General features: G+C 73.1%; 11 protein-coding genes. 8 read left to right on the top strand and 3 right to left on the bottom strand.

The window, feature by feature from the left end:
- The first annotated feature begins 39 nt into the window (after nt 1-39).
- The 7 genes from fabG to trpC all read left to right on the top strand — a co-directional run bounded on the left by fabG (nt 40) and on the right by trpC (nt 16,169).
- Nucleotides 40-786: a 3-oxoacyl-[acyl-carrier-protein] reductase gene (gene fabG / locus IEY91_RS27590; RefSeq protein WP_189176070.1), complete on the top strand. Its 747-nt coding sequence runs from the start codon at nt 40-42 to the stop codon at nt 784-786.
- A gap of 14 nt (nt 787-800) precedes the next feature.
- Nucleotides 801-1,259 carry a DsbA family protein gene (locus IEY91_RS27585; RefSeq protein WP_189176069.1) on the top strand — a complete coding sequence of 153 codons (459 nt, stop codon included), beginning with the start codon at nt 801-803 and terminating at the stop codon, nt 1,257-1,259.
- 28 nt (nt 1,260-1,287) lie between these two features.
- The gene (locus tag IEY91_RS27580) at nt 1,288-11,874 is read left to right on the top strand and encodes a non-ribosomal peptide synthetase (RefSeq protein ID WP_189176068.1); all 10,587 of its coding nucleotides are present in this window, start codon (nt 1,288-1,290) and stop codon (nt 11,872-11,874) included.
- On the top strand, nt 11,871-12,788 hold the full coding sequence (locus IEY91_RS27575) for an ABC transporter permease (RefSeq protein WP_189176067.1): 918 nt from the start codon (nt 11,871-11,873) through the stop codon (nt 12,786-12,788). Before IEY91_RS27580 ends, IEY91_RS27575 begins: the two co-directional genes overlap by 4 nt.
- Before the next feature lie 48 nt (nt 12,789-12,836).
- Nucleotides 12,837-14,093 carry a cytochrome P450 gene (locus IEY91_RS27570; RefSeq protein ID WP_189176066.1) on the top strand — a complete coding sequence of 419 codons (1,257 nt, stop codon included), beginning with the start codon at nt 12,837-12,839 and terminating at the stop codon, nt 14,091-14,093.
- Nucleotides 14,086-15,120, top strand: a complete 1,035-nt coding sequence (locus tag IEY91_RS27565) for a TauD/TfdA family dioxygenase (protein ID WP_189176065.1) — start codon at nt 14,086-14,088, stop codon at nt 15,118-15,120. Before IEY91_RS27570 ends, IEY91_RS27565 begins: the two co-directional genes overlap by 8 nt.
- 200 nt (nt 15,121-15,320) lie before the next feature.
- Nucleotides 15,321-16,169, top strand: coding sequence for an indole-3-glycerol phosphate synthase TrpC (trpC, locus tag IEY91_RS27560; RefSeq protein WP_189176064.1), 849 nt, complete (start codon nt 15,321-15,323; stop codon nt 16,167-16,169).
- A 121-nt stretch (nt 16,170-16,290) separates the two neighbouring features.
- On the opposite strand, the gene trpD is transcribed toward trpC, so the two are convergent.
- Complete coding sequence (trpD, locus tag IEY91_RS27555) at nt 16,291-17,379, bottom strand: anthranilate phosphoribosyltransferase (protein WP_229697258.1); 1,089 nt, start codon at nt 17,377-17,379, stop codon at nt 16,291-16,293.
- A 153-nt stretch (nt 17,380-17,532) separates the two neighbouring features.
- Between trpD and pdxR the strand changes: the two genes are divergently transcribed.
- Nucleotides 17,533-18,948 (top strand): MocR-like pyridoxine biosynthesis transcription factor PdxR, encoded by a 1,416-nt coding sequence (pdxR, locus tag IEY91_RS27550; RefSeq protein WP_189176063.1) that lies wholly within the window; start codon nt 17,533-17,535, stop codon nt 18,946-18,948.
- Here pdxR and IEY91_RS27545 read toward each other — a convergent pair.
- Together IEY91_RS27545 and IEY91_RS27540 are read right to left on the bottom strand one after the other, a co-directional pair.
- On the bottom strand, nt 18,935-19,609 hold the full coding sequence (locus IEY91_RS27545; RefSeq protein WP_229697257.1) for an anthranilate synthase component II: 675 nt from the start codon (nt 19,607-19,609) through the stop codon (nt 18,935-18,937). The two genes, pdxR and IEY91_RS27545, sit on opposite strands and share 14 nt — an antisense overlap.
- On the bottom strand, nt 19,606-21,156 hold the full coding sequence (locus IEY91_RS27540; RefSeq protein WP_189176062.1) for an anthranilate synthase component I family protein: 1,551 nt from the start codon (nt 21,154-21,156) through the stop codon (nt 19,606-19,608). Before IEY91_RS27540 ends, IEY91_RS27545 begins: the two co-directional genes overlap by 4 nt.
- Nucleotides 21,157-21,336: the final 180 nt, after the last annotated feature.

Raw genomic sequence — 21,336 nt, 5'->3', positions numbered from 1 at the left:
GGGACCCCCTCGACGGGCTGACAACAGAGGAGAAGCAGCATGTCCGCAACCGAACGACGCGTGGCCCTGGTGACCGGGGGATCGCGGGGCATCGGGCGGCACGTGGTGATCCGGCTCGCCCAGGACGGATACGACGTCGCCTTCTGCTATCAGTCGAACAAGGAGGCCGCCGACGCAGTCGTCGAGGAGGCGACGGCGGCCGGTGCCCGTGTGTTCACCGCGCGGGCCGATGTCGCCGACCATGACGCCGTACGTGACTTCGTGCGTGGTGCCGAGAAGGACCTCGGCCCGCTGCACACCGTCGTGTCCTGTGCGGGCATCGTCCGCGACAACCCCCTGGTGATGCTCTCGCCCGAGGACTGGGACCAGGTGGTACGCGTCAACCTCGACGGGACGTACCACCTCTGCAAGGCCGCCGTGTTCGCGATGATGAAGCGCCGGGCCGGGTCGGTGATCACCCTGTCGTCGGTGGCCGGGGTCTACGGCAATGCGACACAGACCAACTACTCGGCCACCAAGGCCGGCATCATCGGCTTCACCAAGGCGCTCGCCAAGGAGTCGGGGCGCTACGGCATCCGCGCCAACGCCGTCGCGCCCGGCTTCATCGTGACCGACATGCTCTCCGAGCTGTCCGACGAGCATGTGCGCAAGATGACCGAGCGCATCCCGCTGGGCCGCTTCGGCCGCCCGCAGGAGGTCGCCGACCTCGTGTCCTTCCTCGCCTCCGACCGCGCCTCGTACATCACGGGCCAGGTCTTCGGGGTCGACGGCGGACTCGTTGTGTGAGGGGCGGGCGCGCCATGCCGGAACTGGCCGAACTGCCTGTGCCCCGTTGCTACTTCTCCTTCCGCAGCCCCTACTCCTGGCTCGCCCACCAAGAGCTGATGATCCGGCACCGGGCGCCCGCCCTGCGCGGGCACGACTTCATCGAGGGCGCGTTCCGGGCGCGGTTCGTGTCGGGGCGCGACCTCTGCGACCGCGCGACGGTCGGCGACATCGGGTATGAACTCGGCCTGGACCCAAGGGAACTGGCCCGCGCGAGCGACGTTCCCGCGCTGCGCTCCCACGCCATCGCAGGCCTCCTCCAGGCCTGCGACGACGGCGTGTTCAGCGTGCCCTTCTTCGTCCACGGAACAAGACGCTGCTTCGGCCTCGACCGGCTCGACGCGTTCGTGGACCTGCTGACGGACCAGGTGTCAGACAGGCATCAGCCCGCTGTCAGCGCGGGTTTCCGACCATCGAGGCCATCGAGGCTGTGACATCAGTGACCTTCGCTAGGGGATTGCTATGACCCACATACCGACGGACCACGCGACGACGGAGGACTCCGGGTCGCAGGGCCTGAAGCTCACCGCCGGCCAGAAGGACATCTGGTTCGACGAGCAGCTGTCCGGCGGCGGCGCGACGTACAACACCGCCGCCTACTGGGACATACGCGGCCCCCTGGACCCCGTCCTGTTCCGGACGGCCCTGGAGCGGCTCGTCGCCGAGGCCGAGTGCCTGCGCGTGCGGTTCGCCGAGGCCGGGGACGACGGCACGCCCCGGCAGTTCGTCGAGGAGCTCGACGCGGGCCTGCCCTACACGGTCACCGATGTCAGCGGCGCCGCCGACCCGGCGGCCGCCGCCCGCGCGGCCGTCGACGCCGACCTGCGCACCGCGTTCGCGGTGACGGCCGCGCCGCACGTGCCCCTCTTCCGCGCGGGCCTGTACCCGCTCGGCCCGGACCGGGCCTTCTTCAGCCTGGTCAGCCATCACCTGATCGCGGACGGCTTCAGCGTCGTGCTGCTGTGGCGGCGGCTCGCCGCGATCTACGACGCGCTGCTCGCCGGTACGCCGCTCGACGAGGGCGCCTTCGCGCCGCTGCGGACGCTGGTCGACGCGGAGGCGGCGTACGCGGGGACGGCGCGCGCCGAACGCGACCGCGCGTATTGGCAGGCGCGGGTCGCCGACCACCCCGTGCCCGTGACCCTCGCCGCCCGTGACGTGCCGCCCGCGCAGACCTTCCTGCGCGAGGTGACCGTGCTCGCGGACGACGTCGCCGAGCGGCTGCGGTCCGTGGCCTGGGAGGCCCGGGTGACCTGGCAGACCGCGCTCGTCGCGGCCATCGGCGCGTACACCGGCCGCATGGCCGTCACCGACGACGTACTGCTCTCCCTGCCCGTCACCGCGCGCGTGGGCGCCGCCATGCAGGCCACGCCCGGCGTCGTCGTCAACTACCTGCCGCTGCGCCTCTCCGCGCACGCGGGAGCGACGCGCGCCGAACTCCTCGCGGACGCCTACCAGTCACTCACCCACGGCCTCAAGCACCAGCGCCACCGCGTCAGTTCGATCCGCCGCGCGATGGGCCTCACCAGCGACGACCGCAGGCAGTTCGGGCCGTTCGTCAACTTCCTGCCGCTGTCCGAGCGGCTCGGCATCGGCCAGGCCGCCGTGACCATCCACACGCCGTCCCCCGGACTCGTCGACGACCTGGAGTTCACCGTCGTCGACAAGGGCGACGACGGCATCGCCGTCGACCTCAGCGGCAACGACGCCCGCTACGACGCCCACGACATCCGCGACCACCTCACCCGCTTCACCGGCTACCTGGACCGCTTCCTGAGCGCGGCCCCCGACACCCCGCTGTCCGACCTCGACGTCGCCGCGCCCGGCGAGAGCGACGCCGACCTCACAGGGCCCGTGCGCGAGACGCCCTACCTGGGTGTCGTGGAGCGCGTGCGGCAGCGGGCCGCCGAGACCCCGGCCGCGGTGGCCGTCACCGACGACGGCGGCAGCATCGACTACGCGGGGCTCGTGGGGCGCGCCAGCGCGGTGTCGCGACGGCTCGTGGGGCCCGGAGTCGCGGTCGGCCGCGGCCCCGTCGCCATCCTCGCCGAGCCGGGCCGTGACTTCGTCACCGCCGAACTCGCCGTGCTCGGCGCCGGACGCGCCTTCATGCCGCTCGACCCGGGCGCCCCGCTGCCCCGCCTCACCGCGCTGCTCCAGGACAGCGGCGCGGGCCACGTCCTAACCGACGCCACGCACCGGGAGCTGGCCGAGCGTCTTGCGGCCACGGTCGACGGCGACGCGCTCCCCGTCCACGTACTCGATGAACTCTGGGACAAGAAAGAGGAGTTGGCGCCCGTCCTCGGCGGCCCCGGCGATCTCGCGTACGTCATCTACACCTCCGGGTCCACGGGCAAGCCCAAGGGCGCGATGGTGCAGCGCGGCGGCATGGTCAACCACATGCTCGCCAAGGTCGAGGAGTTCGGCCTGGACCGCGCGGACGCGCTCGTGCACAACGCGCCCGTCACCTTCGACGTGACCGTCTGGCAGACCCTCACCACGCTCCTGGTCGGCGGCCGGGTGCGGGCCGTGAACCGCCTGGACATCGCCGACCCCGACGCCCTGTTCCGCGTCATCGCCGACGAGCGGCTGACCGTACTCGAAGTCGTGCCGTCCCTGATGCGGGCCGCCCTCGACGTGTGGGACGCCGCCGGTGGCGCGCCCGCGCTGCCCGGTCTGCGGTGGATGATCTCCAACGGCGAGGCGCTGCCCGCCGACCTGTGCGCGCGCTGGTTCGACCGCCACCCGGACATCCCCCTCGCCAACCTCTACGGTCCGACCGAGTGCTCCGACGACGTCACGCACGCGTACGCCCGCTCCGTCGCGGACCTGGACGCGCCGGTCGTGCCCATCGGCAGGCCGCTGCGCAACACCCGTCTGTACGTCCTCGGGGACGATCTGCGGCCCGTGCCGCGCGGGGTGCCCGGCGAACTGTTCATCGCGGGGTGGGGCGTCGGGCGCGGGTATCTGAACGACCCGGGGCGCACCGCCTTCACGTTCGTGCCCGACCCGTTCGCGGCCGACGGCTCCCGCATGTACCGCACCGGCGACCAGGTGGTGCTGCGCTCCGACGGGCAGCTCGCCTTCGTGGGGCGCCGCGACCACCAGGTCAAGATCCGCGGCCAGCGCATCGAGCTGGGCGAGGTGGAGGCGGGGCTGCGGGGCCTTGCCGGGGTGGCCGACGCGGTGGCCGCGGCGGTCACGGATCCGGCGGGGCAGCAGCGGCTCGTGGGGTATGTGGTCGCGGAGGCGGCCGACCTGGACACCGCCGCGTCGCGGTCCGCGCTGGCCGGGCTGCTGCCCGCCGCCCTCGTGCCGTCCGTGCTCGTGACCCTCGACGAACTCCCGCTGACCGCCCACGGCAAGGTCGACCGCAAGGCGCTGCCCGCGCCGACGTGGGAGCCCGCGGTGAGCGCGTCGGACACCTCGGAGGAGTCCGGGGCGACGGGCATCCTCCGCGGGGTGCTCGCCGACGTGCTCGGGCTGCCCGGCGTCGGCCCCGACGACAGCTTCTTCGAGCTGGGCGGCGACAGCATCAGCTCCATCCAGGTCGTCAGCCGGGCCCGCCGCGCGGGCCTCGTCGTCACCGCGCGGGACGTCTTCAAGCACCGGACGGCGGCCGCGATCGCGGCCGTGGCCCGGCCCGCCACCGCGAAGCCGGCCCCCGCCCACGGCGGCGCGGTGGACGGCGTGGGCGAGGTCGCCCTCACCCCCATCGTCGACCAGCTCCGCGAAGAGGTCTCCCAACTCTCCGTCGCTACACGGGAGTTCAGCCAGTACGTGACGGCCTCGGTGCCCGCCGACGTGGACGCCGCGCTCCTGGAGCGCGCCCTGCAGACGGTGCTCGACCACCACGACGCGCTGCGACTGCGGCTCGGAGTGCCGGTCGCGGGCCTGTGGTCCCTCCAGACCCTGCCGCAGGGCGCGGTGGCGGCGGCCGACGTACTCACCCGGGTCACGCCCGACGCGTCCGCCGACCCGGACACGGTGCTCGCCGAGCAGGTGGCGGCGGCCCGGTCCCGGCTGCGCCCCGAGGACGGGCTGATGGTGCAGGCGGTGCTGCTTGAGGGCGCCACCCCCAGGCTCCTCCTCGTCATCCACCACCTCTCCGTCGACGGCGTCTCCTGGCGCATCCTGCTGCCCGACCTCCAGGCCGCGTACACCGCGCTCGCCGCCGGACGCACGCCCCGCCTCGACCCCGTCGGCACCTCCTACCGCCGCTGGGCGACCCTGCTCGCCGACGAGGCCCGCAGCGCGCGCCGTGTGGCCGAACTGCCCCTGTGGACCGCCCAGTCGGCGGCAGGGCCGGACGCCGCCGCGCTCGGTGACCGGCCCCTCGACCCGGCCGCCGACGTGTACGACACCGCGGGCAGGCTGCGTGTCGAGCTGCCCGCCGACCGTACGCACGCCCTGCTCACCCGGTTGCCCGCCGCCTTCGGTACCGAGGTCAACGAGGTGCTGCTCACCGGACTCGCGCTGGCGCTCGCGGAGCGGGGCAGCCGCGACGGCGGCCCGGCCGTCACCCGCTCGGTGATCGAGCTGGAGGGGCACGGGCGCGAGCAGTTCGCGGACACCTCCGACGCAGGTGCCGCCGCCGACGACACCGATCTGTCCCGTACCGTCGGCTGGTTCACCAGCGTCTTCCCCGTCGCCCTCGACATCGGTGACGGCGGTGGCATCGACCTGGCCGACGTCCACGCGGGCGGCCCCGCCTGCTCCGCCGCGCTCAAGCGCGTCAAGGAGACCCTGCGTGCCCTGCCCGACCACGGCTTCGGCCACGGACTGCTGCGCCACCTCAACCCGCAGACCGCCGCCGTGCTCGCCCGCGCCGCGACCCCGCGCGTCGGCTTCAACTACCTGGGCCGCTTCACCGTGGGCGAGCGGCACGACTGGTCCATGGAGGCCGGCACCTTCGGCCTCGCCGCGTCGCCGGACACCCCGCTGCGGCACGCACTCGAACTGGTCTCGCTCACCGAGGACCGCCCCGAGGGACCGGTGCTCGTGGCCGAATGGACGTGGGCGGGCGGCCTGCTCGCCGAGGACGACGTGCGGGCGCTCGCCGACGGCTGGTTCCGCGCGCTCGACGCGCTTGCCGCGCACGCGGAGCGGCCGGACGCCGGGGGCAGGACCCCGTCCGAGTTCCCGCTGGTCACCGTCGGGCAGCGCGAGATCGAGGCGTACGAAGCGGAGTTCGCGCAGCTCGACGACATCCTGCCCCTGTCACCGCTGCAGCGCGGCCTGCTCTTCCAGGCCGAGTTCGACCGGCACGGCATGGACGCCTACACCCTCCAGGTCGTCATGGACGTCGACGGGCCCCTGGACCCGGCCGCCCTGCGCGCCGCCGCCACCGCCCTCGTCGCCCGCCACCCCGGGCTGCGCGCCCGCTTCCGCGACCGGGACGCGGGCGAGCCCGTCCAGCTCATCCCGGGCTCGGCCGACGTCCCGTGGAGCGAGGTCGACCTCACCGACCTCACAGACCTCACCGGCGTCCCCGCGGACGCCCTCGACGCCGAGCTCGCCCGCCGCACCGACGAGGAGTGGCTGCGCCGCTTCGACGTCACCGAGGGCCCGCTGACCCGCTTCACCGTCTACCGCGCGGGCGCCGAGCGGCACCGCGTCGTCTGGACCACCCACCACATGCTCGTCGACGGCTGGTCCCTGTCGGCCGTCCTCGCGAGCGAACTGGTGACCCTGTGGGCCAACGGCGCCGACACCTCCGTACTCCCCGAAATCGCACCCGTACGCGCCTACTTGGAGTGGGCGGACGCGCAGGACAAGTCCGCCGCGCGGGAGGCCTGGCAGAAGGACCTCGCCGGGATCGACGAGCCGACGCGGCTCGGCCCGGCCGACCGCCCGCGCGTCTCCGTGCTGCCCGAGACGCTCACGGCCGACCTGCCCGAGAAGCTGACCGCCGCCGTCTCCGCGTGGGCCCACTCGCGCGGACTGACCCTGAACACCGTCATGCAGGGCTGCTGGGCCGTCGCGCTCGGCCGCCTCACCGGGCGGCGCGACGTCACCTTCGGCGCGGTCGCGTCAGGGCGTCCCGCGGACCTGCCGGACGTGGAGCGGATCGTCGGCGCGTTCATGCACACCCTGCCGGTGCGCGTGACGCTCGACCCGTCCGTGCCGTTCGAGACGATGCTCACCGACCTCCAGGACCGCCAGCTCGGCCTGGAGCCGCACCAGCACCTCGGCCTCGCCGAGGTCCAACAGGGCGCGGGCATGGGCGAGTTGTTCGACACCGTCGTCAGCTTCCACAACTACCCGTCGGGCGCCCTCGACACCCTGGGCGAGCACATCCCCGGCCTCACCATGCGCGACTGGAACGCCCGCGTCGTCGCCGAGTACCCGCTCGCGCTCGGCGTGTTCCCCGTCGAGGGCCACCGGATGCGCCTCGAAGCCCAGTTCCGCCCCGACATCTTCGACACCGACCAGGTCGCCGTCTTCGTACGCCGCTTCACCCGCGTCCTCGAACAGCTCGCCGCCGCCCCCGGCACCAGCCTCGGCCGGCTCGACGCGCTCGGCGAGGACGAGCTGCGCCAGGTCCTCGGCGACTGGTCGGGCAGCGGCGGCGCCCGGCCCGCGCGCGGCGGCCTCGTCACCGACGTGTTCGAGGCCCGCGCCGCCGAGACCCCGGACAAGGCCGCCGTCGTACTGCGCGAACAGGAGCTGTCGTACGCGGACTTGGACGCGCGCGCCAACCGGCTCGCGCGGCTCCTCGTCGAGCTCGGCGCCGGACCCGAGACGGCGGTCGCGGTGATGCTGCCGCGCACCCCGGACCTGATCGTGGCCGCCCTCGCGGCCGTCAAGGCGGGGGCGGCGTACGTCCCGGTGGACTCCGAGTACCCCGCGGACCGCGTCGCGTACATGGTGGCGGACGCCCGGCCGACGGTGTTCCTGACCAACGGCGACCTCGCCGACCGGGCCGAACAGCGGGACAGCTCAAGTAAGTTGGTGCTCCTCGACGATCCCGGGACGGCAGCCAGGCTCGCCGCGTTCGCGGACACCGCTCTCACCGACGCGGACCGGCTCGCCCCGCTGCGGCCCGAGCACCCGGCGTACATCATCTACACCTCCGGCTCCACCGGCCGCCCCAAGGGCGTCGTGGTGGCGCACACCGGGCTCCTGGCGATGGTCGACAGCCTCTCCGACCGGTTCGAACTCGACGCCGACACGCGGGTGTTGCAGTTCGCGTCGTTCAGCTTCGACGCGTCGATCTTCGGGATCATGCTGGCGCTGCTGCCCGGCGGCACCCTCGTCATCGCCGACGAGGAGTGCCGTGCGCCAGGGCACCCCCTGGTCGACCTCATCAACAACGCGCGCATCAACCTGGTCGCGCTGCCGCCCGTCGTGCTCGGTGCGCTCCCCGAGGGCGCCACGCTCCCCGCCGACCTGCGCCTGGTCGGCACCGGCGAGGCCGTGCCCGCCGAGGTGGTGGAGCGCTGGGCCGGGTCGGTGCGGATGTTCAACGGGTACGGGCCGACGGAGGCCGTCGTCGGCTGCACCGTGAGCGGCCCGCTCACCCCGTCGGGCCGCCCGCCCATCGGCCGCCCCACCAACGCCCACCGCGTGTACGTCCTCGACCGCGACCTGCGGCCGACCCCGCCCGGCGTGCCCGGCGAGCTGTACGTCGGCGGCGGCCTCGCCCGCGGCTACCTCGCCCGCCCCGGGCTCACCGCGGAACGCTTCGTCGCCGACCCCTACGGTCCGGCGGGCGAGCGCATGTACCGCACCGGCGACCTGGTGCGCTGGCTGCCGAACGGCGAGCTCGACTACCTGGACCGCGTCGACGACCAGGTCCAACTCCGTGGCATCCGCGTCGAACTCGGCGAGATCTCCTCGGCGTTGCTCGCGCAGCCGGGCGTCGAGCAGGCCGTCACGGTCGTGCGGGAGGACGGGGCGGGGGAGCGCAGGCTGGTGTCGTACGTAGTGGCGGCGGCGTCGTCCGGAGCGGGGGCGGAACCGGCCGCCGCGTCCGGAGCCCCTGCGGCACGTGACGTGCCGGGAGTCCCCGCGGTCACCACCACCCTGCGCGACCGCCTCGCCCAAGCCCTGCCCGACTACATGGTGCCCTCGGCCGTCGTCGTCCTCGACGCGCTGCCGATGACCGCGCAGGGCAAGCTGGACCGGGCGGCGCTGCCCGATCCGGAGCTCGGCGCGACATCGCGCGGCCGCGCGCCGCGCACCCTCACCGAAGGCATCCTCTGCGGCCTGTTCGCCGACATCCTCGACGCCGAACACGTCTCCATCGACGACGACTTCTTCGAGATCGGCGGGCACTCGCTGCTCGCGACGCGGCTCATCAGCCGGGCCCGTACCGCGCTCGGCGTCGAACTGCCCATCCGCGCGCTGTTCGACGCCCGGACCGTCGTCGCCCTCGCCGGACACGTCGAGTCGGCCGCCCAGGCGCGGCCCCCGCTCACCCCGGCACCGGAGGGAGCCGTGCGGCCGCTGTCGTACAGCCAGCAGCGCCAGTGGTTCCTCAACCGGCGCCAGGGCAGCGGCGACGGCTCGTACAACACGCTCCTGGCCTTCCGCCTCACCGGACGGCTCGACACGGCCGCGCTCCAGCAGGCGCTCGCCGACGTGGCGGAGCGCCACGAGGTACTGCGCACGGTGATCCCCGAGACCGACGGCGTGCCCACGCCCCAGGTGCGCGAGGGCGCGGCGGGCAGGCCCGGCCTCAGGACCGTCACCGTGCCCGAGCCGGGGCTTGCCGACGCGCTCGCCGCCGAGGCCGACAAGGGCTTCGACCTCACCGCCGAACTCCCTTGGCGCGCCCGCCTGTTCCCGGTGCGGCCTGACGAGTGCGTACTGCTCCTGGTCCTGCACCACATCGTCTTCGACGGCTGGTCCATGGACCCCCTGCAGAACGACCTCGCCACCGCCTACCGTGCCCGCGCCGCCGGGCACGCCCCGCGCTGGACGCCGCTGCCGGTGCAGTACGCCGACTACGCGGTGTGGCAGCGGGAACTCCTCGACGGGGAGGGTGCGGACGGCCTGGCCGGGCGGCAGCTCGCCTTCTGGCGGGACGCGCTCGCGGGCCTGCCCGAGGAGCTCGACCTGCCGACGGACTTCCCGCGACCGGAGGTGAGCGCGTCGCACGGCGACGTCGTCCTCTTCGACGTGGAGCCCGAACTCGCCGACACTCTCGCCGCGTTGGCCCGCTCCACCGGCACCACCGACTTCATCGTCTTCCAGGCGGCCCTCTCGGTCCTGCTGACCCGCCTGGGTGCGGGCACCGACATCCCCCTCGGCGTCTCGGTGGCAGGGCGGGCCGACGAGGCCCTGAACGACCTCGTCGGCATGTTCATCAACTCCCTCGTCCTGCGCGGCGACACGAGCGGCGACCCCACCTTCCGCGAGCTGCTCGACCGGCTCCGGGAGACCGACCTGGCGGCGTACGCGCACCAGGACGTGGCGTTCGACCAGGTCGTCGACGCGCTCCGGCCCGCGCGCTCGCTCAGCCGCAACCCGCTGTTCCAGATCGGCCTCGGCGTACGCACCGAAGGCGTCACGGGGCTCGACCTGCCCGGCCTGACCGCCCTTCCCGAGTACGTCGGCTCCGACCACTCCAAGCTCGACCTGCTGCTCGAACTCGTCGCCTGGCCCGGCCACGAAGGCCTTCGCGGACTGCTCACCTTCAGCACCGATCTGTACGCGCGGGGCACGGTGGAGCGGATGACCGCGCAGTTCATGGAGGTGCTGCGGAGCGTCGCGGCCGACCCGGACGTGCGGGTGAGCGGGATCGAGCTGCCTGAGCCCGGGGCTGAGTCCGGAGCTGAGTCCGGGGCTGAGTCCGGGGCGGGGGTCGCCGCGGAGCAGGTGTCGGGGTCTGTTGCCGAGGCCGCTGTCGCCACCGGCGGGGACGCCGGCCCGAGCACCGCCGAGGACACGCTGTGCGGCATCGTCGCCAAGCTCCTCGGCGTCGGCTCCTTCGGTGTCGAGGAGAACTTCTTCGAGGCGCCGGGCGGCATGGACAGCATGAAGTCGCTGCGGCTCGTCAGCCAGGCGCGCAAGGCCGGGCTTCCGATCAGCATCGCGGACGTCTTCGCGCACCAGAGCGTGCGGGCGCTGGCGGGGACGCTGCCGGGGGTCGCACCTGCGGCTCCCGAACCTCCCGTGGTTCCTGAACCTGCCGTCGCACCGCAGCCGACCCCGGCCCCGCGCGGCACCACGCAGATCGTCGCCGCCGCCATCGACGAGGTGGCCGCGGACGACGAGGACGCCGACCCCTTCGCGACCGTGCTCCCCTTGCGCGGGACCGGCTCGCGCCCGCCCGTGTTCTGCCTGCACAGCGGCGTCGGACTCGCTCTGTCGTACCTGCCGCTCACCCCGTACATCGACGCCGAGCACCCGGTGTACGGCATCCAGGCGCCGGCCGTCGTCGCGGGCGCCCCGCTGCCGGACAGCATCGAGGACATCGGCGCCGCGTACGTCGGGCTCATCAAGGGCGTACGGCCCACCGGCCCGTACCACCTCGTCGGATGGTCGTTCGGCGGGATCGTCGCGTACGAGATCGCCGTGCAGTTGCGCGCGGCCGGGGACGAGGTCGGTCTGGTGGCCAACCTCGACTCGTATCCGCGTACCGGAGTGGCCGACACCCGAGGTGGGGAGCAGAACATGCTCGCCTGGTTCCTGGAGGGGATCGGGCACCACCGCTCGGAGTTCGGCGACCGCGACCTCACCCCCGACGACGTCATCGGCGTGCTGCGGCGCGACGGCAACTCCCTCGCACGGCTGGGGGAGGAGCGCATGGGCCGGATGCTGCGGCTCATGGCGCGGCACCAGGCGATCATCCCCGACTACACCCCGGGCGCCTTCGACGGCCGGATGCTCCTGTTCCTCGCCGAGCACTCGCCCTGGGGCGACGTGACGGACAAGGAACGGCTGTGGGAGCCGTACTGCGCGGCCGAGCCGGCCGTCCACCGCGTCGAGTGCGCCCACGACGACATGCTCGACCCGGGCCCGCTGGCGGAGATCGGGCCGATCGTCGGGGCCGAACTGGACCGCGCGCAGGCCGAGTCGGAGGGGCGTGAGACGTCATGACGGCGACGACGCTGACGGAGTCGGGTCGTACTGACGGGGCGGGGCGTCCCGGCGGGCGGCCCGGCCCCGTGGGGCCTGGCGGCTCCGGTGGTTCTGCGGGTCCCGGTCTTCCGGCCGCCCGGTCCGGGCCCGCCGCCGTGCTCACCGAAGTCCTCGCCGTCGCCGGGCGCCGCCTGCGCAGGCTGAGCCGGGCGCCCGGCCGCGCGATCGGCGTCGTACTCAATCCGCTGGTGTCGCTGGTGCTGCTCGGCTATCTGTTCCGGGACGCGATCACGCTGCCCGCGGGCGGCGAGTACACCGAGTACGTCTTCGCGGGCGGCGCCGTGCAGGTCGGTCTTGCCTGCGTCGGGCCGACCGCGGTGTCCATCGCCATGGATCTGCGGGGCGGGCTCGTCGATCGGTTCCGGTCGCTGCCGATCAGCAGATCCGCGGTGCCGTTCGGCTACACGCTGGCCGACCTCCTCGTGGGGCTCGCCGGGCTCGCCGTCACGGCGGGCGCGGGCCTCGCCCTCGGGTGGCGGTCGCACACCGGACTCCTCTCCACGCTCGCCGGGTTCGGGATCGTCGCGCTCTTCCTGTACGCGATGCTCTGGCTCGGCGTGCTGCTCGCGATGACACTGCGCAGCGTGGAGACCATCAGCGTGGTCGCGCCGTTCATCGTGGTCGTGCTGCCGTTCCTGTCCAGCGCGTTCCTCGCGCCGCAGTCCATGCCGGGCGCCGTCCGGCCGGTCGCCGAGTGGAACCCGGTGAGCGCCGTCATCGCCTCCTGCCGCGACCTGTGGGGCAACCCGGCCACCACCGGCGGCGGCTTCCCCGGCGAGCATCCGCTGGTCGTCGTGGCCCTCACCCTGAGCGTGCTCTTCGCGACCTGCGTGGTCGTGAGCCTGCGCCGGTTCCGTACCGCGGGCTCCTGAGCCTGCCGCCCCCCGAAGCCGCAAGCGAAGCCTGAAGGAAGTCAACTCATGCCCGCACCCCAGGTGTTGGCGCCGCCGGACCCGGCGGCCGTCGACCTCACCGACCCCCGCACCTTCCACGACGTGGACACGCACGCCCTGTGGCGGCGGTTCCGCGAGCTCAGCCCCGTCCACTGGCACCCGGCCACCGAGCGCGCGCCCGGCTTCTGGGTGGTGTCCAAGTACGAGGACGCCGTCGCCGTCTACCGCGACAACAAGCGGTTCACCTCCGAGAAGGGCAACGTCCTCGCCACGCTGCTCCAGGGCGGCGACTCCGCCGCGGGCAAGATGCTCGCGGTCACCGACGGGCCGCGGCACCGCGCGATCCGCAACCTCATGCTGAAGTCCTTCGCGCCGCGCGTGCTCCAGCCCGTCGTGGACGGCGTGCACCGGCACACCCGCGAACTCGTCGCCCGCGCCGTCGATTCGGGCGAAGCCGACTTCGTGACCGACGTCGCCGATCACGTACCGATCCACACCATGGGCGACCTGATGGACATCCCCTACGCCGACCGGCCGCGTCTGGTCGAATGGAACACCCAGACGCTGTCCCGGCACGACAGTGCGGACAGCGAGATGGAATCGCTGATGGCGCGCAACGAGATCCTGCTCTATCTCTCCGGGCTCGCCGCCGAGCGGCGCAGGAACCCCGGCGAGGACGTCATCAGCGTCCTGGCCACCGCGACAGTCGACGGCGAGCCGCTGACCGAGGACGAGATCATCTTCAACTGCTACAGCCTCATCCTCGGCGGCGACGAGTCCACCCGGATGTCCCTGGCCGGCGGCCTCATCGCGCTCGCCGAGAACCCGGAGCAGTGGCGCCGCCTCAAGACGGGCGACGTCACCTCCGACAGCGCCACCGAGGAGATCCTGCGCTGGACCACGCCCGCCATGCACTTCGGGCGGCGCGCCCTCGTCGACGTACCCCTGCGGGAGAAGGTCATCAAGGCGGGCGACGTGGTGACGCTGTGGAACAGCTCCGCCAACTTCGACGAGGACGTCTTCGCCGATCCGTACTCCTTCGACGTGGGGCGCAGCCCCAACAAGCACGTCGTCTTCGGGCACGGGCCGCACTTCTGCCTCGGCGCGTTCCTCGGCCGGGTCCATGTGAACGCCATGGTCGAGGCGTTGCGCGACCAGGTCGCGCGGGTCGAACTGCGCGGTCCCGCGCGGCGGCTCTACTCCAACTTCGTGCACGGCTACAGCGGTCTGCCCGTCGCCCTCACGGCGGAGCGGGCCACGGAAGGGACGGACGGCGATGCGTGACGAGAGGCGCACAGTGGGAGGCACGACGCTTGCCGTGCTGCACGTCGACGGGGCCTTCGCGGCGGAGTGGGACTTCGCCGCGGGTGTGGAACTCGGCTCCGTGGACGGAGACTTCGGCAGCGATCAGCTGGGTAAGGGGGCCGGAAGCGGAGGATCCGACTCCTGGGAGGAAGTGCGCGTGCGGGCCGACGAGCTGATCGCCGAGTGCGGCGCGGTGCTCGTCCGCGGCCTCGGCATCGCCGACGCCGCCGCCTTCCACCGCACCGTCACCCGCTTCGGCGACTCCCTCATCGACAGCTACCGCGGCGGCAACACCCCGCGCGCCACCGTGTCCGACGGCGTGTTCACGTCCACCGAGTACCCGGCGCGCTACGACATCTCCCTGCACAACGAGATGTCGTACGCCGCCAAGTGGCCGACGCGGCTGTACTTCTGCTGCCTGGACGCCCCCGACACCGGCGGCGCGACCCCGGTGTGCGACGGCGAGGCGCTGCTCGGCGGGCTTTCGCCCGAGGTGCGTGCGCGGTTCGCGGACGGCGTCGTCTACCACCAGTTCCTGCACGGCGGCTTCGGGCTCGGCAAGTCCTGGCAGGCCACCTTCGAGACCGAGGACAAGGCGGTCGTCGAGGAGTTCCTGACCGCCTCCGACGCCGAGTTCGAGTGGACCGGCGACGGCGGCCTGCGGGTGCGCCAGCACCGGCCCGGCATCCGCAAGAACCCCCGCACCGGCCGCGACACCTGGTTCAACCAGGCCGACCAGTGGCACCCGTCCAACCTGCCGCCGGAGGAGGCCGAGACCCTGCTCTCCCTCATCGACAGCTACGACGAACTCCCGCACTGGATCACGTACGCCGACGGCGCGCCGCTCACCGACGAGGACCTGGCCGAGGTGCGCGCGGCCCAGCGGGCGCACCGGATCGCGGAGCCGTGGGAGACCGGCGACATCATGATCGTCGACAACATGTCCGTCCTGCACGGCCGGGAGTCCTTCACCGGCACGCGCAAGGTGGTGGTGTCGATGACCTGAGCCGCGCGGCCCGCCCAACGGGGAAGCGGGTCGCGCGCGGCTTCGCGGCTCGGCGGCCGGGAGCCGGACCACCCTTCCGCCTGTGCTGTCTGTGCTGTCTGTTCGACCCGTCCCACCTGGGACTTTCATCGAACGCTAAAGGGTGTGGTCCGGCGCTCCTGCCGTCCTTAGGTTTGTTGGCATAGGGGAAGGACGCATGGATGAACGCGCTCGACGAGATCATCGGGGCGGTGCGCGCCGATCTGGCGAAGCGGCGCCGGCTGATTCCGGAGGCGGAGCTGTCGGACCGGGTGGCCGAGGTCGGCCCGGGTCTCGACTGCGCCGCGCTGCTCTCCGGGGCCGACGGCCTGAAGGTCATCGCCGAGGTCAAGCGGAACAGCCCGACGCATCTGTCGAGCGTGCCGTGCCGGCCCGGGGACCGCTTGGCCGACATCCTCGACCCGGCGGGCCTCGCCGCCGAGTACGAGGCGGGCGGCGCCGCCGCGATCAGCGTCCTGACCGAGCGGCACCGCTTCGGCGGCTCCCTCGCCGACCTGGACGCGGTGGGCGCGCGGGTGCGGGTGCCGCTGCTTCGCAAGGACTTCATAGTCGACGCGTATCAGCTCTGGGAGACGCGCGCGCACGGCGCGGACCTGGCGCTGCTCATCGTCGCCGCCCTCGAACAGCCGCTGCTCGCCGAGCTGTTGGCCCTGGCTGCCGAGATAGGCCTGACGCCGCTGGTGGAGGTGCACGACGAGACGGAGGTCAAGCGTGCCCTGGACGCAGGCGCCTGGGTCATAGGCGTCAACGCCCGCGACCTGCGCACCCTGGAAATGGACCGCGGCGTGTTCGCCCGCCTCGCCCCGGAGATCCCGGAAGGCGTCGTGCGCATAGCCGAGTCCGGCGTCCGCGGCCCCCAGGACGCGGTGGCGTACGCCGCGCAGGGCGCCGACGCGATCCTGGTCGGCGAATCCGTGGTGACGGGGGGCGACAGCAGGAAGGCGGTGGCGGAGCTGGTGGCCGCGGGGCGCCTTGGCGGCGGGCGGGGCGGGGTGGTGACGTCTCCGTGACGGACCTGCTGTGTACGTGAGGGGCCGCTGTACGTGAGGGGCTCTCGTACCTGAAGGGCCCCGTACCTGAGGGACTCCCGGTTTCCCTGAGAGTCCCTCGGCTTCTTTGCCACGCCCGCCCTCAACTCCCGTGATTTTGCCGCTTCGTCGTGACCGTCGCCCAGCGGTCGAGGACCGCGGCCGCCGACCCCGAGTCGATGGACTCGGCCGCCCTCTCCATGCCGTCCGCGATGCGTTCCGTCACCGGGCGTCCGCTGGGTTCGAGCGCCGCGAGACCCGCGGCGGCGGACAGCAGCACCGCGTCCCTGACCGGGCCCCGCGTTCCCGCGAACAACTCCCGGGCCACGCGCGCGTTGTGCGCCCGGTCGCCGCCGCGCAGGGCGTCCGCGCCGGCGTGGGCCAAGCCGATGTCCCGCGGGTCGAAGGACTCCTCGCGCACCTCGGAGCCGGAGACCGACCAGACCGTGGAGGTAGTCGTGACCGTCAGCTCGTCCATCCCGTCGTCGCCCCGGAAGACAAGCGCCGAGACACCCCGCCGCGCGAGCACCCCCGCGAGCAGCGGCGCGAGCCGCGCGTCGGCCACGCCCACCGCACGGGCCACGGGCGAGGCGGGGTTGGTCAGCGGACCCAGGATGTTGAACACCGTGCGGATGCCGAGCTCGCGGCGCGGCCCGGCCGCGTGCCGCATGGCCGGGTGGAACAGCGGCGCGAAGCAGAAGGTGATGCCCACCTCCTCGGCGACGTCCGCGATCTCCGGCGCCGGCAGGTCGAGCGCGACCCCCAGCTCCTCCAGGACATCGGCGGAGCCGCACGCGGAGGACGCCGAGCGGTTGCCGTGCTTGACGACGCGCGCCCCGGCACCGGCCGCGACGACGGCCGACATCGTGGAGACGTTGACGCTGTGGGAGCCGTCGCCGCCGGTGCCGACGATGTCGAGCGCGGGCCCGGCCACGTCCAGCGGCACGGCGTGGGCGTACATGGCGTCGACGAGACCGTCGATCTCCTCGACCGTCTCGCCCTTGGCGCGCAGCGCCACCATCAGACCCGCGAGCCGCGCGGGCCCCGCGGCGCCCGACATCACCTGATCCATCGCCCAGGCGGTCTCCGCCGCGGACAGATCCCTGCGGCTCAGCAGCGCGTTCAGCAGTTCCGGCCAGGTACGGCCCTGTGTCTCGTCGGCAGTCTCGTCGCCAGTCACGTCGGCAGTCACGGGAATTCTCCTCGAATCCTCGAAGAAGAAGTGCACGTCCCTTTCATTCTGGAGAGCGGCGGACGCACATTCCAGACCACTTTCCGAGGAGCCGTACGGGCCAATTCCAGAAGAACTCGAAGGAGTTCACGGAGCACAGGAGAGGGAGGGGCCGTGGCCCTGCACATCGCGGTGGACGTCGTCAGGGAATCAAAGCAGTCCCTGACCTCGCAGATACAGCGTTTCATCAGAAAGGAGATAGCGGAGGGCATTCTGCACCCCGGCACCCGGCTGCCGTCCAGCCGCCGCCTCGCGGACGACCTGGGCGTCTCGCGCAGCGTGGTCGTCGAGGCGTTCGGGCAGCTCGTCGCCGAGGGCTATCTGGAGGCGGTGCGGGGCGCGGGCACGCGTGTGGTGGAGCACCTGGACGCGGCTGCCGCCGTGGGGCCGGTCGTGCCCGCGCTCCTCGACCAGGGCCCCGACGCCCATGTGCCGGGCGTCCGCTGGGACCTGAGACCGGGCGGCCGCAACTTCTCGGCGTTCCCGCGCCGCGAGTGGCTGAGCTGCTACCAGCGGGTCCTGAACCGCGCGGACGCCACCGACCACGGCTATCCGCCGCTGGCCGGCGAGGCGGGCCTGCGCAGCGAACTCGCCCACTGCCTGGGCCGGCTGAGGGGCGTGCGCACGGGCGCCGACCAGGTGATGGTGGTCGGCGGGTTCGCGCAGACGCTGGCGCTGGTGTGCGCGGTCCTGGCACAGGAGGGCGTCGAGGCGCTCGGCATCGAGGACCCGGGCCACCCGGGGCAGCGGCAGTTCGTGCGCGACAGCGGACTGCGCCCGGTGCCGCTGCCGGTGGACGCGGAGGGCATCGACGTGGACGCGCTCGTCGCGTCCGGCGTGCGGGCCGTACTGATCACGCCCGCCCACCAGTTCCCCACCGGCGTCAAGCTGTCCGCCCAGCGCCGCGAGGCCCTGGCCCGCTGGGCGCGGGAGACCGGCGGCTGGGTGATCGAGGACGACTACGACGGCGGGCTCTGGTACGACCAGGGCGGCATCCGCCCGCTCGCCTTCCAGCGCGAGGCCCCCGACCGCGTCGTGTACGCGGGCACGGCCAGCAAGACCCTCGCCCCCGGCCTGCGCCTCGGCTGGATCGCCGCGCCCCGGCCGCTCCTCGACCAGCTCCTTCGGGTGCGCGCCCGGCAGGACCTGGGCACGGACACGCTCACCCAGCTCGCCTTCGCGGAACTGCTGCGCGGCGGCCTGTTCGACCGCCATCTGCGCCGCCTCAACGCCCGCGGTCGCGACCGCCGCGAGGCCCTTGAGGAGGCGGTGCGCAGACATCTGCCCGGGGCCCGCGTCATCGGCCGCGCGGCGGGCCTGCACGCGTACGTGCGGCTGCCCCGGCACGCCGACGAAGCCGCAGTCGTGGCCGGGGCGCTCGCCCGGTCGGTCCTCGTGCGCGGGGGCGCGGCCTTCCACGCCCGGCCGCACGCCGCCGCGCCCGCCCTGGTCGTGGGCCACGCGCACCTGCCCTGCTCGGGCATCACGGAGGCGGTGCGGGAGATCGCGGAGGTGGTCAGGGGGCGGTGACCCCGGCGGCGGTGGCGGTGGATGCGGTGGCGTGAACGAGACCGGCCGGGCGCCGGTGCGTGGTCGGCGTGCTCGGCGTGCTCTGCGCGAGGAAGTTCTCCATCATCGCCAGGCCGCCGCTGGTCATGATGCTCTCCGGGTGGAACTGCACGCCCTCGACGGGCAGTTCGCGGTGCCGCAGCCCCATCACGTACCCGTGGTCGAGGGCGGTGGCCGTCGTCACCAGCTCCTCGGGGAGCGGTTCGGCGACGACCAGCGAGTGGTAGCGGGTGGCTTCGAGGGTGTGGCCGAGGCCCTGGAAGATCCCGGCGCCGTCGTGCCGCACGGTGCTGGTGCGCCCGTGCATCACCTGCCCGGCCACCTCCACCCGGCCGCCGTACGCCAGGGCGATCGCCTGATGCCCCAGGCACACCCCGAGCAACGGCACCCGCCCCGCGAACTCCCGCACCAGCTCCACATGTCCGGACTCCGCCGGATGCCCCGGTCCTGGCCCCAGCACCACGGCGTCGGGCGCCGTCGCGGCCAGCTCGGCGGGGGAGTGGGCCAGGGAGCGCACGACCCGCGTCTCGGCGCCGAGCGTGCGCAGATACTGGTCGATGATGTGCACGAAGCTGTCGTAGGCGTCGATCAGCAGAACTCTCGTACCCTGGAAACTGTTCACGGCAGCAACTCCTCACCTGTCAGGGCCCAGTACGCGGCCCCCATCTTCGCCAGCGTCTCGCGCCACTCCGCCTCCGGCTCGGACTGCGCGACCATGCCGGCCGAGCTCTGCGTGGAGTACGTGTGCCCGTCGTGCTCGACCGTGCGGATGCACAGCGCGAGTTCGCTCCAGCCGCGCACGTCGACGAGGCCGACGGCGCCCGCGTAGGAGCCGCGCCGCTCCCGCTCCAGGCCGTCGACGATCTCCATGGCGCGCACCTTGGGCGCCCCCGTCATGGTGCCCGCGGGGAATGTCGCCCGCACCGCCTGCCAGGTGTCCACTCCGTCCTCAAGTCGGCCGGAGACCGTCGACACCAGGTGGAAGACGTGGCTGAAGCTCTCCACGGCCATCAGCTCGGCCACCGGCTGCGTGCTCGGCACGGTCACCCGGCCGATGTCGTTGCGGCACAGGTCGACCAGCATGATGTGCTCGGCCTGCTCCTTGACGGACTCGCGCATCTCCTTGACGCGGCGCTGGTTCTCCTCCTCGTCGGGCCCGCGCCGCGCCGTGCCCGCGATGGGCCGCATCACGATCTCGTCGCCCTCGATCCGGAAGAACAGCTCCGGGCTCGCGCCGATCAGCGTGTGGCCCGCGCGGGGCATCAGATACATGTACGGAGAGGGGTTGCGGGCGCGAAGTCGACGGTAGACGTCGACGGGTGTCAGCGCGGTGCGGACGTCGATGCGGTGGCCGATCTGGATCTGGTAGATGTCGCCGACCCCGATGTGCTCCAGGCAGGTCTCCGCCCAGCCGAGGAACGTCTCACGGCTCACGCTGTCCCGTACGGAGTCCGGCGCGGGCGCCTCGGGGACGACGGGCTCGCGGGGGCCGGGGACGGCTGCCCGCGCCGCGGCCTCCCGGACCAACGCGCCGACTTCCGGCGCGGCGACGGCACCGGAGTCCGCCCCGGCCAACCCCTCCCCGAACGCCCTGCTCTCCGCCCGCAGATGCCGCACCGACCCGTCGGCCAGGTCGTACCAGACGGTGTCCCGGAACAGCGTGAGCGTGATGTCCGGGCCGTGCGGCCGCTTGGTGCGGGCGGGCAGCTCCTCCATGTGCCAGGCGGATTCGTACGCCAGGGACGTCAGGAAGCCGAACGCGAAGGCCGTCGCGGGCACGTCCGTGTCCAGGGCGAAGAGCCGCTGCGCGCGGGCGAGGGCGTCCCAGACCTGGTCGGCGCGGCCGAAGCGGAGCCGGTGCACGCCGGGCGCCGGGTCCTCGGGGTGGTCCCCGCGCAGCCCGGCCGCCAGGGCCGCGCCGGACAGGGCCCGCGCGAGCGCGGGCGGCCCTTCGAGGTCGACGTATCCGTCGTACACCCGTATCTCCGCGAGCCGCCCGAAGCCGACGACGGCCGAACGGCGGTCCTGGTCGGCGCCGGCGAGGCTCTCGAACAGGAACACGTCGTCCTGGCCGAGGGCCTCGCGCAGGGGGACGTACAGATCAAGGGGGTCGTGGCGGGGCAGTTCGGTGTCGGTCACCCGCACACTGACCCGCGCGTTCTCCGGCATGGTGAACTTCCTTTCACCTGCTGTCAATTCGCTGATCCTGTGAATGAAATGAGTGAACCAGCGGCGGTGCGCGCCGTGCCAGACCAATTCCCCGCCCACGATGCGGACCAATACCGAATCCCTTGACCCGGACGGGGTCGCACGGATTCAGTTGTCGCACGTTTCCGTTCCTCCTGTCCT

The organism is Streptomyces lasiicapitis (genome assembly GCF_014646335.1).
GTDB lineage: Bacteria > Actinomycetota > Actinomycetes > Streptomycetales > Streptomycetaceae > Streptomyces > Streptomyces lasiicapitis.
Note: the sequence above shows the minus strand (reverse complement) of the source record. Positions and strands in the feature narration are given on the sequence as shown.